General features: G+C 71.1%; 11 protein-coding genes and 1 pseudogene. 3 read left to right on the forward strand and 9 right to left on the reverse strand.

From position 1 onward, the window contains the following. Positions 1-170: 170 nt before the first annotated feature. From ACWC5C_RS35855 to ACWC5C_RS35880, 6 genes are all read right to left on the reverse strand, one after another. Entirely contained in the window at positions 171-1169 is a 999-nt protein-coding gene (locus ACWC5C_RS35855) for a hypothetical protein (protein ID WP_450882481.1), read from the reverse strand. 50 nt (positions 1170-1219) lie between these two features. Further along, entirely contained in the window at positions 1220-2536 is a 1317-nt protein-coding gene (locus ACWC5C_RS35860) for a transporter (RefSeq protein WP_450882483.1), read from the reverse strand. Further along, positions 2518-3159, reverse strand: coding sequence for a hypothetical protein (locus ACWC5C_RS35865; RefSeq protein ID WP_450882485.1), 642 nt, complete (start codon positions 3157-3159; stop codon positions 2518-2520). Before ACWC5C_RS35865 ends, ACWC5C_RS35860 begins: the two co-directional genes overlap by 19 nt. Beyond that, the gene (locus ACWC5C_RS35870) at positions 3156-5285 is read right to left on the reverse strand and encodes a hydantoinase/oxoprolinase family protein (protein ID WP_450882487.1); all 2130 of its coding nucleotides are present in this window, start codon (positions 5283-5285) and stop codon (positions 3156-3158) included. Before ACWC5C_RS35870 ends, ACWC5C_RS35865 begins: the two co-directional genes overlap by 4 nt. A gap of 77 nt (positions 5286-5362) precedes the next feature. Next, positions 5363-6973 (reverse strand): FAD-dependent oxidoreductase, encoded by a 1611-nt coding sequence (locus ACWC5C_RS35875; protein ID WP_450882489.1) that lies wholly within the window; start codon positions 6971-6973, stop codon positions 5363-5365. A 94-nt stretch (positions 6974-7067) separates the two neighbouring features. After that, positions 7068-8168, reverse strand: coding sequence for a LacI family DNA-binding transcriptional regulator (locus tag ACWC5C_RS35880; RefSeq protein WP_450882491.1), 1101 nt, complete (start codon positions 8166-8168; stop codon positions 7068-7070). 230 nt (positions 8169-8398) lie between these two features. Between ACWC5C_RS35880 and ACWC5C_RS35885 the strand changes: the two genes are divergently transcribed. Genes ACWC5C_RS35885 through ACWC5C_RS35895 form a run of 3 tightly spaced genes read left to right on the forward strand, consistent with a single transcriptional unit; the run spans position 8399 to position 10697 of the window. Continuing rightward, positions 8399-8803 carry a GntR family transcriptional regulator gene (locus ACWC5C_RS35885; protein ID WP_450882493.1) on the forward strand — a complete coding sequence of 135 codons (405 nt, stop codon included), beginning with the start codon at positions 8399-8401 and terminating at the stop codon, positions 8801-8803. Continuing rightward, on the forward strand, positions 8800-9696 hold the full coding sequence (locus tag ACWC5C_RS35890) for an ABC transporter ATP-binding protein (protein ID WP_450882495.1): 897 nt from the start codon (positions 8800-8802) through the stop codon (positions 9694-9696). The genes ACWC5C_RS35885 and ACWC5C_RS35890 overlap by 4 nt, the downstream gene beginning before the upstream one ends. Then, the gene (locus ACWC5C_RS35895) at positions 9693-10697 is read left to right on the forward strand and encodes a transporter (RefSeq protein ID WP_450882497.1); all 1005 of its coding nucleotides are present in this window, start codon (positions 9693-9695) and stop codon (positions 10695-10697) included. The genes ACWC5C_RS35890 and ACWC5C_RS35895 overlap by 4 nt, the downstream gene beginning before the upstream one ends. A gap of 79 nt (positions 10698-10776) precedes the next feature. Here the strand turns inward: ACWC5C_RS35895 and ACWC5C_RS35900 are convergent. The 3 genes and pseudogenes from ACWC5C_RS35900 to ACWC5C_RS35910 form a co-directional block, all read right to left on the reverse strand. Further along, positions 10777-11094, reverse strand: a pseudogene (locus ACWC5C_RS35900) (Tn3 family transposase); the annotation flags it as partial. Positions 11095-11150: 56 nt separating this feature from the next. Next, the gene (locus ACWC5C_RS35905) at positions 11151-11642 is read right to left on the reverse strand and encodes a hypothetical protein (RefSeq protein WP_450882498.1); all 492 of its coding nucleotides are present in this window, start codon (positions 11640-11642) and stop codon (positions 11151-11153) included. A gap of 260 nt (positions 11643-11902) precedes the next feature. Continuing rightward, positions 11903-13678 carry a stealth family protein gene (locus ACWC5C_RS35910; protein WP_450882555.1) on the reverse strand — a complete coding sequence of 592 codons (1776 nt, stop codon included), beginning with the start codon at positions 13676-13678 and terminating at the stop codon, positions 11903-11905. Between the last annotated feature and the right edge of the window lie 20 nt (positions 13679-13698).

Below are 13698 nucleotides of genomic sequence, written 5' to 3' on the forward strand. Positions count from 1 at the left end.
CGTACGGGGAGTGCGGCGGCATTCCGCCGTGATGCACGCAGACGTCCGTACGAAAGCGCCGCCCAGCGTACGAACAACACCCCGAACCGTCCATACTTTGTCCTCGACCCGTCGAAAGTCCCCGCCCCCCGCCCTCCCCGCCCTGCTCCCGGCGGACTTCGGCGGGCCGGTCAGCCCCGGGCGACCGCGATGCTGCCCTTGAGGCGTTCACCGGCCTCGTAGACCATGTAGGGCACTCCCCCTTCGGTGCCGAAACTGGGCGCGGCGCTGCGGCCGTTGTCGGGGGCGCCGTTCGCGGAGTCGTAGAAGCGGCCGAGGTGGCGGCGGAGCGTGAAGTCCTTCCCCACCTCGGTGATCATGAGGTCGCCGCCGCTCTGCTTGTCCTTGTTGTAGACGACGAACGCGCTGCCGCCGCGGGTCAGCAGATGCGGGCCGCCGATGTTGACGGCCGAGACGTCGGTGTGGCGGACGAGGGCCTTCTGGTCGAAGGTCCAGGTGCGGCCGTCGGCCGACCAGCCCCAGTGGATGTCCCGGTGGTTGGTGGTGTTGTTCAGCATGAACAGCATCACGAAGTGGGCTTTGCGCGCGGGCAGTTCGTACGGGAAGACCCGGGCGTACGAGGTCTCATTGGTGCCCGCGGGCAGCATGGACGCCGTGAGGACCACCTTGTCGTACGTGAAGGTGATGCCGTCCTTGGAGCGGGCCAGCCGCGTCGTGTGGTTCTCGCCGTGGAAGTAGAGCCACATCTCCTTGGCGCTCTCGTTCCACATCACGTGCGGGGAGGAGACGTGGGTCACGGAGTAGTGCGGCTGCCAGCGGTTCGAGACGATCGGGTTGTGCGGGTACTCGGTGAAGGGCCCTTCGATGTGGTCCCCGTAGGCGAGGCAGATCCCGCCGGGCGCGTCGTGCGGCGCGTAGTAGAGGTAGTAGCGGCCCAGCGGTGCGGAGAGCCGCCCCTTGGTGCCCCGGATGCACGGGAAGATGATCTCGCCGGTGGGGTTGTACTTGAGCTGCGCGGGCGTCAGGAGGGTCTTGACGTAACGGTAGTCGGGGAACCCGCCGGGGGCGGCGAGCGCCGGGGAGGCCGTCGCGCCGACGGCGAGCGCCGCCGTGGTCGCGGCGGCCGAGGTGAGGAGGATGCGGCGGCTGGGGTGCTGCGGCTCGTGCATGGTGTGCTCCGTCCCGTACGTAGAGGTGGGTGGGTGCCGGAGATGAGCGGTCAGAGGGCGGTGGCGGCGGTGACGCAGAAGCCGCCGAGGGCGGCGAACCAGACGTAGGGCAGGGTGCGCGTCATCACCTGCTGGGGGCCGACCCCCGCGTACTGCGCGCTCCACACGGTCTGGGTGCTGGTGGGGTCGGCGACGCCGAACACCTGGTTGTAGGAGGCGGTGATGCCGAGGACGGCGGCGGCCGGGTAGATACCGGCCGCGATGAGGACGCCCGCGATGCCCGCGCCCAGGCCGTACACATTGAGCGGTCCGCGGTACAGGCACAGCGGCACCAGCGCCGTGAAGACCACGACGAACAGCACCGGGTTCTGCGGGCTGACCGCCGTGACGAGGGGTTCGAGCGCGTCCACGGCGCCGGGGAGCTTGACCGCGGCGAGCAGGATGCCGATGGCCACGAACAGCGTGATGGGCGCGGCGGCCACCTCGAAGCCGCCGTACAGGGTGCGCAGCAGCCTCCGGTTCATCTCGCGGGGGCGGGTGGTCGTGACGAGCGCGTAGAGCACCCCGGCGAGCAGCGAGGGGATGATCGCGAGCTCGAAGCCGAGCGCCAGCACGAGCGGTACGACGGGGGTGAGCAGCGCGTACCACGGCGCGTCGCCGAGCCGGGCGCGCCGCTTACCGGCCTTGGTACGCGGCGTCTTGGTACGTGGTGCGTTGGTACGCGGCGCCTCGGTGCGGAAGGCCCAGGTGTGTTCGACCCCGCGCCTGCGGGACTCGACCAGGACGAACATGACGGCGGCGAACAGTGCGAACGGGAACAGCTTGACCATGAAGTCGCGCACCTCGGAGACCGGCAGGTCCAGGGCGCTGGAGAAGAACTGCCACACCGGCAGTTCGAAGGGCATTCCGGCGGCGATACCCATGAGGATCGTCCCGGCGGCCGTCACCTTGGGGATGCCGACGGCGATCATGGCGGGGATGCCGATGATGCCCGCGAGCATCGCCGCGGGCGCGGAGCCGGTCACGGTGCCGACGAGGGTCGAGACGAGCAGCACGCCGAGCGCGACGACCGTGGGCCGGTCGCCGCCGAACTCGACTATCTTGCGGACGAGGGTGCCCGCGATGCCGGTCTCGTCCAGCAGTTTCCCCAGCCAGGAGCCCAGCAGGATCGCGATCATCGTCGCGGCGAGCGCGGGCGCGCCCTCCTGGAGGACCGTGTCGAAGACGCTGTCCTTGCCGGTGACCGGGGCGCCCGAGACGAAGGCGATGACCACGCCGAGCAGGACGAGCGCGAAGGCGGTGGGGAGCTTCTTGGTGAGGATCGCGGCGACACCGGCCGCCATGACGATCAGGATGACGATGCCCATGACCTACTTCTCTCTTGCCGGTGCGGCAGACGCGTGTCTTTGGGCGGTACGGCGGACGCGGCCAGGGCGGCGGACAGCAGAAGCGGGCTGCGGCCCAGGCCGCAGACGGCTTGCGCGTAGGCGTGCGCGGCGAGTTCGTCGGCGCCCGCGACGTGCGCGAAGACCCGAAGGCGCCCGAGGCGCAGCGCGGTGTGGCCGAGGGCCTGCTTGAGCGCGGTGCGCTCGGGGTCGTGGTGGAGCCGTTCGTGGACCGCCTCGTGGGCGAGGGCTGCGGCGCGGACCGAACCGGCCGGGAACCACGCCCGCCAGCCGTGGGCGGCCACCAGGCGCTCCACCGCGTCGATGGAGTCCGTGTACAGCTCGACGGTGGGCGGCCGGGAGGTGTAGCGGGCGAGCAGCCCGCGCTCCAGTCCGCCTCCGCTCTCTACGATCCGCAGCGGGGCGGGCGCCGGGGCGGGGGCCAGGGCGGCGCCGAACTCGGCGGCGGCCACGGCCCACTGACGTAGGCGCGCGGGGTCGCTGCCCTCGTGCAGCGAGAGCGAGCCGAGGAAGCGCGCGCCGTACTCGATGTCGTCAACGGCGGCGAGGCCGGTGTGCGCGAAGGTGGCGCCGGGGCGGGTCATGAGCGCTCCTCCACGATCGCGACGACGGGCTCGTCGCCCGGGCGCCCCTCCAACTCGGTGCGGGCCAGGGCGAGCAGGGGGTGCGGATCGAGCACCCCGGAGAGGTCGGCGATACGGGAGCCGATGAGCAGCCGCAGCGCCGGGGCGCGCACACCGCCGTCGCCGTAGGCGGTGGCGGCGTCCACGAGGGCGGCGAGGGTCTGCGGGGCGGAGCCGACGGTGGTGGTGTCCACGCGGGCGTCCGGGGCGTACAGCCGGATCACGCCGTCGGCGTCGACCACCCGCACCGGGTGGCGTACTCCGCGCAGCCTGCGGCGCAGTTCGGTGCCGTAGACGGTGTAGGCGGGGGTGCCCGCGAGGATGTCGACCCGGTGCGCGGGGACCTTGAGGCTCGCGGCGGCCAGCCGCAGACGTTCGGCGCCGTCGGCGCGGTGGGCCCGGTCCTGGGTGCGCAGTTCGGTGGCGCCGGTGGCGACGGCGCGTACGGTGCTGGTCTGCGGGTCGACGGTGACCTCCACCTCGACGGCACCGGCGGCGGCGCCCTGGGCGACGACGGCCCGTTCGGCCTCGGCGCGCACCGCGAGGATGTCCTCCTGACCTGCGCCGGGGATGATCCGCTCGATCTGTTCGCGCACCAGGGCGAGGGCGACCCCGAGGGGGCTGATGACCTCGCTGTGGGCGGCGATGCGGCCCTCGCGGCCGGTCGTGGCGGCCAGATGCGGGGTGACGGAGGCGGCGCCGCCGCCCCCGCCGACGAGCAGGACGGTGTCCTTGTCGAGGCGATAGTCGTCGATCATGGTCTCGACGACGCTCCGGACCCGGGCGACACCGGCGTCCAGGACCTGGGTGGCGGCGGTGTCGACATCGGTGCCGAGGGCCTCGGCCAGCGGGGCGAGCGCGGCGCGGGCGACATCGCGGTCGGCGCGCGCGAAGTCGCCCTCGGGGACCCGGCCCAGGGCGTTGGCGGCGCAGGTCAGGGTGAGGGCGTAGCGGCCACCCGTAGCGTCGAGTACGACGTGGTCCCCGGCGTCCTCGGGCAGCGGGCGGACGGTGGCGAGCCGCGCGCCCGCGAGGTCATCGGCGGAGGCGAAGCAGGCGTAGGGCAGTCCGGCGATGTGCGCGCTGCGCGGGCCGACGGCGGTCACCTTCCCATCGCTGATCCGGATCATCGAGCCGCCGCCGACGCCGACGGTGCGCACGTCGAGGGCGGAGAGGTACGAGGCCTTGCCGAGGAGGGTCGCGTGGCGCACGGCGACCTTGCCCCGGCGCACGACGCTGATGTCCGTGGACGTACCGCCCGTCTCCAGGAAGACGCCCTCGCTGACGCGTTCCTCCATGAGCGCCCCGGCGACCCCGGCCGCCGGGCCGGAGAGCACGGTCAGCAGCGGGCGGCGGCGCATCTCGTCCAGCGACATGACGCCGCCGTCGCAGCGCATCACCATCAGCGGGGCGGTGACGCCTGCCTTGGTGATGGACGCGTCCACGAGGTCGGCGGTGGCGAACATCTTCGGCAGGATCGCCGCGTTGACGACGGCGGTCCGGCTGCGCTTCCGCAGACCGTAGAGCGAGGTGATGTCGTGCGCTGCGGTCATCGGCAGACCGCGCGCGGCCGCCACCTCGCGCACCGCGTCCTCGCCCTCGGGGCGGTCCACGCTGAAGGGCTGGGTGGCGACGAGGACCTGGGCCCCGCCGCGCACCACCTGGTCGACGGCCCGTTCGACGGCGGTCCGGTCCTCGGGGTCGGCGACATGGGCGTAGACCAGCGGAAGCCGCTTGCCGGGCGTCAGTTCCAGCTTGGCGAGGGCGGCGAGGCGGCGGGTGAAGGAGGCCCCGGCCCCGGTGCCGAGGCCGAGCAGTCCGACGGTGGCCACATCGCCCTCCAGCAGGGCGTTGGTGGCCTGGGTCGTGCCGTGGGCGAGGAAGGCGACGTCCTCGGGGGCGTGTCCGGTCTGTTCGAGCAGACGGCCGAGCGCTTCGACGATGCCGTGGGCGACCCCGTCCTCGTGGTGGTGGCTGGTGGGCACCTTCACCTGCCCGAGCAGGTCGAAGGTCGTGGCGTCTACGGCCACGGCGTCGGTGAAGGTTCCGCCCACGTCGATGCCGACGCGGATGCGGTGGGTGGTCATGGTCCGGGCACCTCCTTGTGGTACCGCTCCCGGTCTCCGGTGGGGTCCAGCAGGCTGAGGCTCAGTAGCCCTCAGGTTCAGTAGCCGCGCACCTGCGGCCAGTGGCGTTCGACTCCGGCGCGGTCGAGCAGGGCGGCGAAGGTGTCGAAGTGCTTCTCCTCGGCCTGCACTTGACGCGGTTCGACGCCCCCGTCCAGGCAGTGCGCGGCGAGCGCGCCCGCGACCTCGCCGATGTTCCACTCGACGGGGTGCAGCCGGTAGCAGCCGTTGGTGATGTGGGTGGTGCCGATGTTCTTTCCGGCGGGCAGCAGGTTGCGCGTCCGGCGCGGGATGAGCGCGCCGAGCGGGATCTCGAACGGCACGGAGCCGATGTCGATGTAGTTGTCGCCACCGGTCGAGGGGTGGAGGTCGATGCGGTAGCTGCCGACACCGACCGAGTCCCGGTAGCGGGTGCCGCCGGTGGGGCCGACGAGGTCGGTCGCCACGTCCTGTTCGGTGACGGTCGTGACGGCCTTGATCCGGCGGGACTCGCGCACGTACGGGGCCTTGGCGAGGCCGTCCTCGGTGCCCATGACGTCGGGGCGCAGTCGCAGGCCGGGGAAGCCGGTGCCGCCGTCGGGGCGCGGGGCCTCGGTCTGGAGCCAGTACAGGACGGACAGCGACAGCTGCCTGGCCTCGCGCACCGCGTCGGCCGTGGTCTGCTCCCCGGCGCCGATCAGCGGCTTGAGCCAGTAGTCGTTGAGCGGCCAGTTGACGAGCGTGATGTCGGAGCCGAAGGCGCCGTCCCGGTGCAGCTTGCGCGCGAGGATGCGGCGGAAGCCGAAGAGTTCCTTGTCCCCGGCGTCGGCGGACTGGTCGGCGCTGACGGCGAGCGGGTCGGTGTCCGGGTTCGGTACGAACGTACGCGGCACCGCCTCCAGACTGCGCGGGTCGGGCGCCAGGAAGCCGAGCAGCGGGCCGGGCCAGAACTCCGGGGTGTAGCCGCGCCAGAAGTCGTAGTCGGCGGGCTTCTCGATCGTGTGGTCCTCGCCCTCGTGGTGGGAGAGCGCGAAGCAGAAGGTGATGCCCTGCTGGTTGAGCGGGTCGGCCCGCTCGGGTGCGTGCGGTTCGCCGAACTCGGCGCGGGACTCGGCGCCCAGGGCGTGTTCGACCCCGGCCAGCTCCAGCAGTTCGCCCGTCTCGGTGGCGTCGAGGACGTAGCGGGCGGTGAAGGTGCGCAGGCGACCGCCGCGTAAGTCCTCCAGGGTGACGGACCGTACGGTGTCGCCCTCGGACTCGGCGGCCACCGGGCGGTGTTCGGTGAGCAGGGTCAGCCGGCCGGCGGAACGGTACGGGGCGAGCAGGCCCTCCAGCGCGGCCAGCGCGACGCGCGGTTCGGCGCACAGCTTGCTGACGCGTCCGGCGCCGGGGTTGAGGCGGGGCAGGGCGGCGGCCTCGGCGCGCAGCGGGTACCAGGCGCGGTAGTAGCCGCGGATGGCCTCGCGCAGCGCGCGGTAGGAGGCGGTGACGCCGAACTGCTCGACCCAGGGGTGCTCGTCCGGCGGGACGGCCTGGGAGGTGAGCTGGCCCCCGATCCAGTCGGTCTCCTCGGTGAGGACGACCGTACGGCCGGCGCGGCAGGCGGCGAGGGCGGCGGCGACACCGCCGAGTCCACCGCCGACGACGAGGATGTCGGGTTGGCTGGTCACGGTCCTCCTTGGGGCGCGATGTGGCGCGTTGCGGCGGGCGTGATGCGGTCGTACGGCGTGCTGGTCGTACGGCGTGCTGCGGTCCTACGTAGCGTCAGGTGCGCCGGGGCGGGGGTCCCGCCGTGGCGCCGGTCCGGAAGGGGCAGACCACGAGGGGTTCGTCCGCCTCCTCCCCCGCGACCAGGGCGGCGAGCAGTCGGACGGCGGCGGCGCCGAGCTGGGGGCGGGGGATGTCGAACCCGGTGGGGACCGGTTCGGCCGCGAGATCGGCGGGCGGGCTGCCCAGCAGGGCGAGGCTCAGGTCGCGGGGGCAGTCGAGCCCGGCCGTATCGACGGCGGTACGCAGCGCCCGCCACGGGCCGCCGGTGTCGGTCTCCTCGGCGACCAGGGCGGTCACCCCGTCGTTCAGCCACTCCCGCAGCCGCTCGGGGGAGAGCGTGCGCGCGGGGTCGGCGGTGCGGAAGACCGCGTCGGGGCCGCCGGGCAGTCCGGCTTCGTCCAGCCCCTTGAGGAAACCGTGCTCGCGGTCGGTGGAGGCGGGCGCGTCGTCGTCCTCGCGGACGAGCAGGATGCGTCGGTGGCCGAGCGCGGCGAGCTGGACGACGACCTCGTGGCTGGCGCTCACGTAGTCGGCACCGACCCAGGCCAGCCCCTCCAACTCGTCCCTGCGGCCCACGTGTACGACGGGAAAACCGTCTCCGACCAGCCGCCGCAGCTCCTCGGTGGGCACGTGCCGCCCCAGGAAGAGGCAGCCGTCGGCGAGCCGCACCCGGCTCAGGGCGTCCGGCCCGGAGGCTCCCGCGCCGCCGGAACTGGAGCCGGTGAAGAGCACGAGGTCGTAACCACGGGCGGCGGCCTCCCGCTCCACGCCGACCAGGAAGGGGTAGTACGAGTGCTGCACGTCCGTGGGGAAGGTCGCGGTGAAGCTGAAGACGCCCAGCAGATCGTTGCGCGCGGCGGCGAGCCTGCGGGCCGCCGGATCGGGTACGTAGCCGAGGCTGAGCGCCGCGTCGAGCACCCGCTGCCGCGTCTCCGGCGAGATCGCGGCGCCCTGCTTCTTGCCGCCGAGCACGAGCGAGACCGTGGCCTGCGAAACCCCGGCCAGCCGTGCCACCTCCGCCTGCCGGGGCCGCGAGGTCCGGCCGGGTGCTGCGGGCGCCTGCCCTGACCTGGCCCGCTTGCGTGGCTTCTCCACCGGCACTCCCCCTCGGCCGTCGGCTGTTAATGCGCATTAGTAATGCGCATTAACAGGCACTCTGGGCCCCGGCGAAGCTCACGTCAAGGCCTTGTAGTCCCAGCTCGGACACCAGGGAGCAAGTAACCCGCTGGTAGCTTTCAGGGCTTTGCTGCGGCGGTCTTGGTCGAGCTTGGGGCGGGAGGCTTTCGACGCGAGTTTAAGAGCTATAGTGCTAGGCAACTAGATAAATGGAGGAACCGGTGATTGAGTTCCACCTGAACAGCCGGTCCGGCCTGTCCCCGTACCAGCAACTGGTCCAGCAGGTGAAGCACGCACTGCGCCTGGGCCTGCTGAAGGAGGGGGACCGGCTGCCGACGGTCAAGGAAGTGGCCAAGCAGATGGCGGTCAACCCGAACACGGTGCTCAAGGCGTACCGGGAGCTGGAGCACGAAGGCCTGGTGGCCCCCCGCCCCGGCGTCGGGACGTTCGTGACCCGGACGCTGGCCGACGGCACGCTCGCCGCGCACGGACCGCTGCGCAAGGACCTGCAGCGCTGGCTGACCAAGGCCCGGCTGGCTGGGCTCGATGAGGAGAGCATCGAGGCGCTGTTCCTGAACACGTTTCGTAACGCCGCCGGAGAGGACGTAGCGTGAACGCCGTCTTGCGAGCCCAGGGCCTGGGCAAGAGGTACAAGCAGCGCTGGGCGCTGCAGAACTGCGACCTGGACGTCCCCCCCGGCAGGGTGGTCGGCCTGGTCGGCCCCAACGGCGCTGGCAAGTCGACCTTGTTGAAGTTAGCCTCCGGCATGCTGACCCCGACGGCCGGCACCATCGAGGTGTGCGGTGGTCGTCCTGCTGAGGGTGTGGAACAGCTGGCCAAGGTCGGTTTTGTCGCCCAGGACACCCCGACCTACGCCGCGCTGAGCGTCGCCGACCACCTCGATTTCGGCAAGCGCCTCAACCCGAACTGGGACAACGCCGTGGCGCGCGACCGGATCCGTCGCCTCGGTCTGGACCCGAAGCAGCGGGCCGGCAAGCTGTCCGGCGGCCAGCGCGCGCAGCTCGCTCTCACCCTGGGCATCGCCAAGCGCCCCGAACTGCTCATCCTGGACGAGCCGGTCGCGGCCCTCGACCCGCTCGCCCGACGGGAGTTCATGCAGGACCTGATGGAGGCCGTCGCCGAGCACGAGCTGAGCGTCGTGCTCTCCTCCCACCTGGTCTCCGACGTGGAGCGGACCTGCGACTACGTCATCGTCCTGGTCGACTCCCGGGTACAGGTTGCCGGCGACATCGACGACCTGACCGCCTGCCACCACCGCCTTACCGGCCCGCGCCGGGACCCGGGCACGCTCCCGGCCGGTCAGCACGTCATCACCACCAGCCACACCGACCGGCAGACCACTCTCCTGGTGCGCACCGACACCGCGGTCCACGATCCCTCCTGGACCGTCAGCCCGCTCGGCCTGGAAGACATCGTCCTGGCCTACATGACCCGGCCTGCCGATGCGGTACGTGACACCCGACCCGCACTGGAGGTACTCCGATGATCTGGCTGACCTGGCGCCAGTTCCGCACTCAGGCCGCCGTGCTGTTCGCCGCGGTGGCTGCCCTCGCCGCCACCCTCGCGGTCACCGGCCCGCAGTTGGCCGACCTCTACCGGACGGCCGGCAGCGACCTGGTGGACCAGGTCTCCAGTTCGGACCAGACCCTCTACTACACCGGACTGGCGGTTGTGCTCGCCGTGCCGGCGGTCATCGGGATGTTCTGGGGCGCGCCGCTGGTCTCCCGTGAACTGGAGACCGGCACCCACTACCTCGCGTGGAACCAGGGCGTCACCCGCACGCACTGGCTGGCGACCAAGCTGGGCCTTGGTGCGGCGGCCTCCACTACCGCCGCAGGACTGGCCGCACTCGCGGTGAGCTGGTGGAGCAGCCCCATCGACCGGGCTGTCAACGGCGGTGCCGAGACGGACACGTACTTCCCGCGGCTCGACCCCGTGGCCTTCGCCGCACGCGGTGTCGTCCCCATGGCCCATGCCGCCTTCGCCTTCGTCCTGGGCGTCGCCCTCGGCCTCGTCATCCGCCGCACCCTAGCCGCGATGGCAACCGCACTCATCGCCTACGCCACCGTCCAGATCACAGTGCCGATGTGGATCCGGCCTCATCTGGGCGCCTCGGATCAGACCACCGTGCCGATCACGACCGGTATCCCCATCAGCATCCAGGAAGGCGCCAAGGAGATCGTTGCGCAGGCCGAAGTGCCCGGTGCCTGGGAAACCTCCCAACAGACGCTGAACGCCGCCGGTCAGCGGTCCTCCCTGCCGTCGTCCTTCGCCGAGTGCCTGCGCCCCGAGTCGGGCTCGCCCACCGCGCAGCAAATCGACGGCTGCATCGCCGACCTCGGTGCCCAGGGCTACCAGCAGCAGGTGACGTACCAGGCCGCCGGGAACTTCTGGGCCCTTCAATGGGCCGAGACCGGGCTTTACATCGCACTCGCCCTGGCCCTGACCGGGTTCTGCGCCTGGTGGATCCGCCGCCGAGTGACCTGACAGACGGCAGTCCCACCACGGGAGTATCCGCGAGGACCTGCTGAAGCAGCAGCGCGGGCCAGCCGGGCGGGTCGTCGTCCGGGCGGTACAGGCGGATGCTGCCGATGTTCTTCAGCCGGGGTAGCAGGCGGAAGTTGAGCAGCTCGGTGAAGGCGAACCCAACGACAGACGCGCCGTGTGTTTCGACGTAGTTCGACTCGATCTCGGCGTCCGTGCAGTGCCGTAGCAGTCCCTCGATCATTGCCGCGACCTCGGACGACGAACAGGACTTCAGCTGCGAGTAGATGCAGACGTTCTTCCGCTCCACGTGCCAGTAGATCATCACGCCGTTACCGCCGTAGCGGGCGTGGTACTCGGTCATGAAGTTGCTGGACCAGGACCCGAACGTCGGCTCGTCCAGCTCCTTCAGCTTCGGCACGGTGATCCACGGGTCGCCGTGCCGCGTGGTCACCTTCACCCCGCCCGCCGAGCCGTCCGCGAGCGCCGCCGGCAACCAGCGCAAAGCCCCTTCGAGTGCCGGTGGTACGAGCTGTAGGAGGACCGCAGGGTGGTGCGGACCTTGGCCTTGAAGACCTTCTCGTTCGCCTTCGCCTCCGCGAGCAGGGTGATCCGGGCGTCCTCGGCGGTGTCCCGGAAGTCCGAGGGGTACATCTTGATCGCCCTCGACCGCCACGCGGCCGGCAGCTTCTCCGAGCAGCCCGCGAACAGCCCCTCGGGAAGCCCGAGTCTGCGTACGTCGTTCAACTTGGTGATCTCCGTCAGCAGCGAATCCAGCCCCACCGCGCCCGGATCACGCTTGAGGAGGGCCAGCAGGCCGGCACCATCCTCGTTGTCCTCCGCGACCAGTGGCCACCTGCCCGGCGGCTCGATCTTCCTCGCCCGGCACTCGACCAGCAAGGCCTCCCGCTGGCGGTCCTCCACCAGCTCGACCGGGCATGCCTCCACAGCCAGCCACGCGGTCAGCCGCTCCTCGTCGTCCAGCGTCGCAGGCCGGAACTTCAGGGCTTCCCGGATCTGCTTACGGTGCCGCTTCGCCCCCGTCAGGTCGTACTTCGCAAGCTCAGTCGCAGGGACCTTCGCCAGACCGGCGACCTACTCGAACAGCGGGCTGTGGGAACTCCTCGATGAACTCCGGGAACCGGCCCTCCACCTCGAAGAACTTGAGCATCAGGCCGAGCCGGGTCCGAGCTAGGACTACGGGGCCGTCAAGGGTGCGTACGGGCTCGCTCGTAGCGGCTGGGGAAGGGGAAGTAGTGCTCCAAGAAGGCGTGGAGGGCGGCGGCGACGTGCTCCCTGTCGTGCTCGGGAGTGTTGACGTCGTTCAGGCAGAAGAAGTCGTGGCCACGGGAGCGGGCGAGTTCGGCGAGCGCGTCGGTGACGTCCGGCCGGGCCACGTCGATGTAGCGCAGCTTGTACTTGGCGGGCACGGCCCGGCCCGTGAGGTAGGCGTAGTGGTGGTGCAGGGATGTGGTCATCGCGATGTCGGTGACCGAGCGGAAACGTGCGCGGCTGGTGCGGGCGATGTCCTCGGCGAAGCGATTCTCCAGCTCCTCCATCACCGCGCGCCGCTGGGGGTGCGGGGTGTGCATGAACTTGTTGACGGTGAACCGGTCGTGGGTTTCGCGCAGGAGCCCCCGCACGTTCTTGCCCGCCGAGTTCGGCGCGGGGTCATCGGGGTGTGGTGCGCCCAGACCGAGCTGAAAGGGGGAGAAGGGGAGCTTGGCGATGCCGTTGCCGTGGAAGAAGTGCCCCGCGCCCACCGGACGGCCGAGGAAGACGTCGTCGTTGAGGTAGAGGTAGTGCTCCGACAGGCCGGGTATGTGGTGGAGCTGCGTCTCGATGGCGTGGGAGTTGAACACCGGCAGGACATCGGGCTCGGCGAAGATGTCCTTGTGATCCACGATCTGGATGCCGGAAGCGTCGGTGTTCAGCCAGGCAGGGGTCTGACCGTCGGTGACGATGTGGATGTTCCGTATGAACGGGGCGTACATCTCCAGGGAGCGCAGGGAGTACTTCAGCTCGTCGTGGCTGGTGTACCGGGAGACACCGGTCTCGCGCGGATGGATGCGCGGCGCCTCGCTCCCCTCGCCCCGGTGCGCCTCGCGCCTGGCTGCCAGCTCGGGGTCCGCTCCGTCGACCCAGGTGTAGACGACGTCGATGGGGAAGTCGACGGTGTCGATGCGGGGCTGGAAGAGATCCGGGTAGGTCGGGTAGGCGCGGCCCTCGATCGCGCGGGAAGCGGGGATACGCGCCTGAGCGGGCAGGGCGTCGGTGACGGCGTTGAGGCGGGGTGCGACCAGGGCGTCGGCGAGCACGGCCGGAGGCGTCTGGCTCCGCAGCGCGGCGATCCGTTCGGCACCCCGCTCGCCGTCGTCCAGTAACTGCTGTCCCTCGTGCCAGAATTCGACGTCGCAGCCATAGGAGAGATCCGCGAGTATCTGGTCGGCGGGGCCGAGCAGGATCTCGCCGAAGCGCAGGGTGTCCTGGCGTTTGAGCGAGGTGGGCAGCGCTCCGTCCGCGTACAGGACCGCGTCGGTCGGCATCGGGTCGCTGCCCGGCTTCATGACGTACAGCGCGGTGGAGCCGTAGATCTCGCGCAGGGTCTCCAGCAGCCGTTTACGGTCGGCCAGGCGCATGCCGATGACGTGGCGGACGCGGGAGCGGCCGGGGACCAGGAAGTACGGGATGGCGGCGCGTTCGAGGGCATCGCCGATCAGGGCGAGGTTACGGGCCGATGCCTCGTCGGCCCGGAAGTGACCCACGCGACGGCCGTAGTACGTCCGCCCCTCGACGGTCACCGGCCGCAGATCGCCGTCCGACTCGAGAAGTGCCCGGCGCAGCGCCTCGATACGCTCCCGGCGCCGCCGCCGCTCCGCTTCGGCCGCCGCTGCGGCCTCGGCCGCCTTGCGCTGCTCGGCGCGCTCTTCACGCAATCGCGCGGGCAGCATTCGTTCCCGCAGCGCCTCGATGCGTGACGGCATGCGCATACCTCTCTCCGTTG

The sequence above is a fragment of the Streptomyces sp. NPDC001700 genome (genome assembly GCF_053596435.1).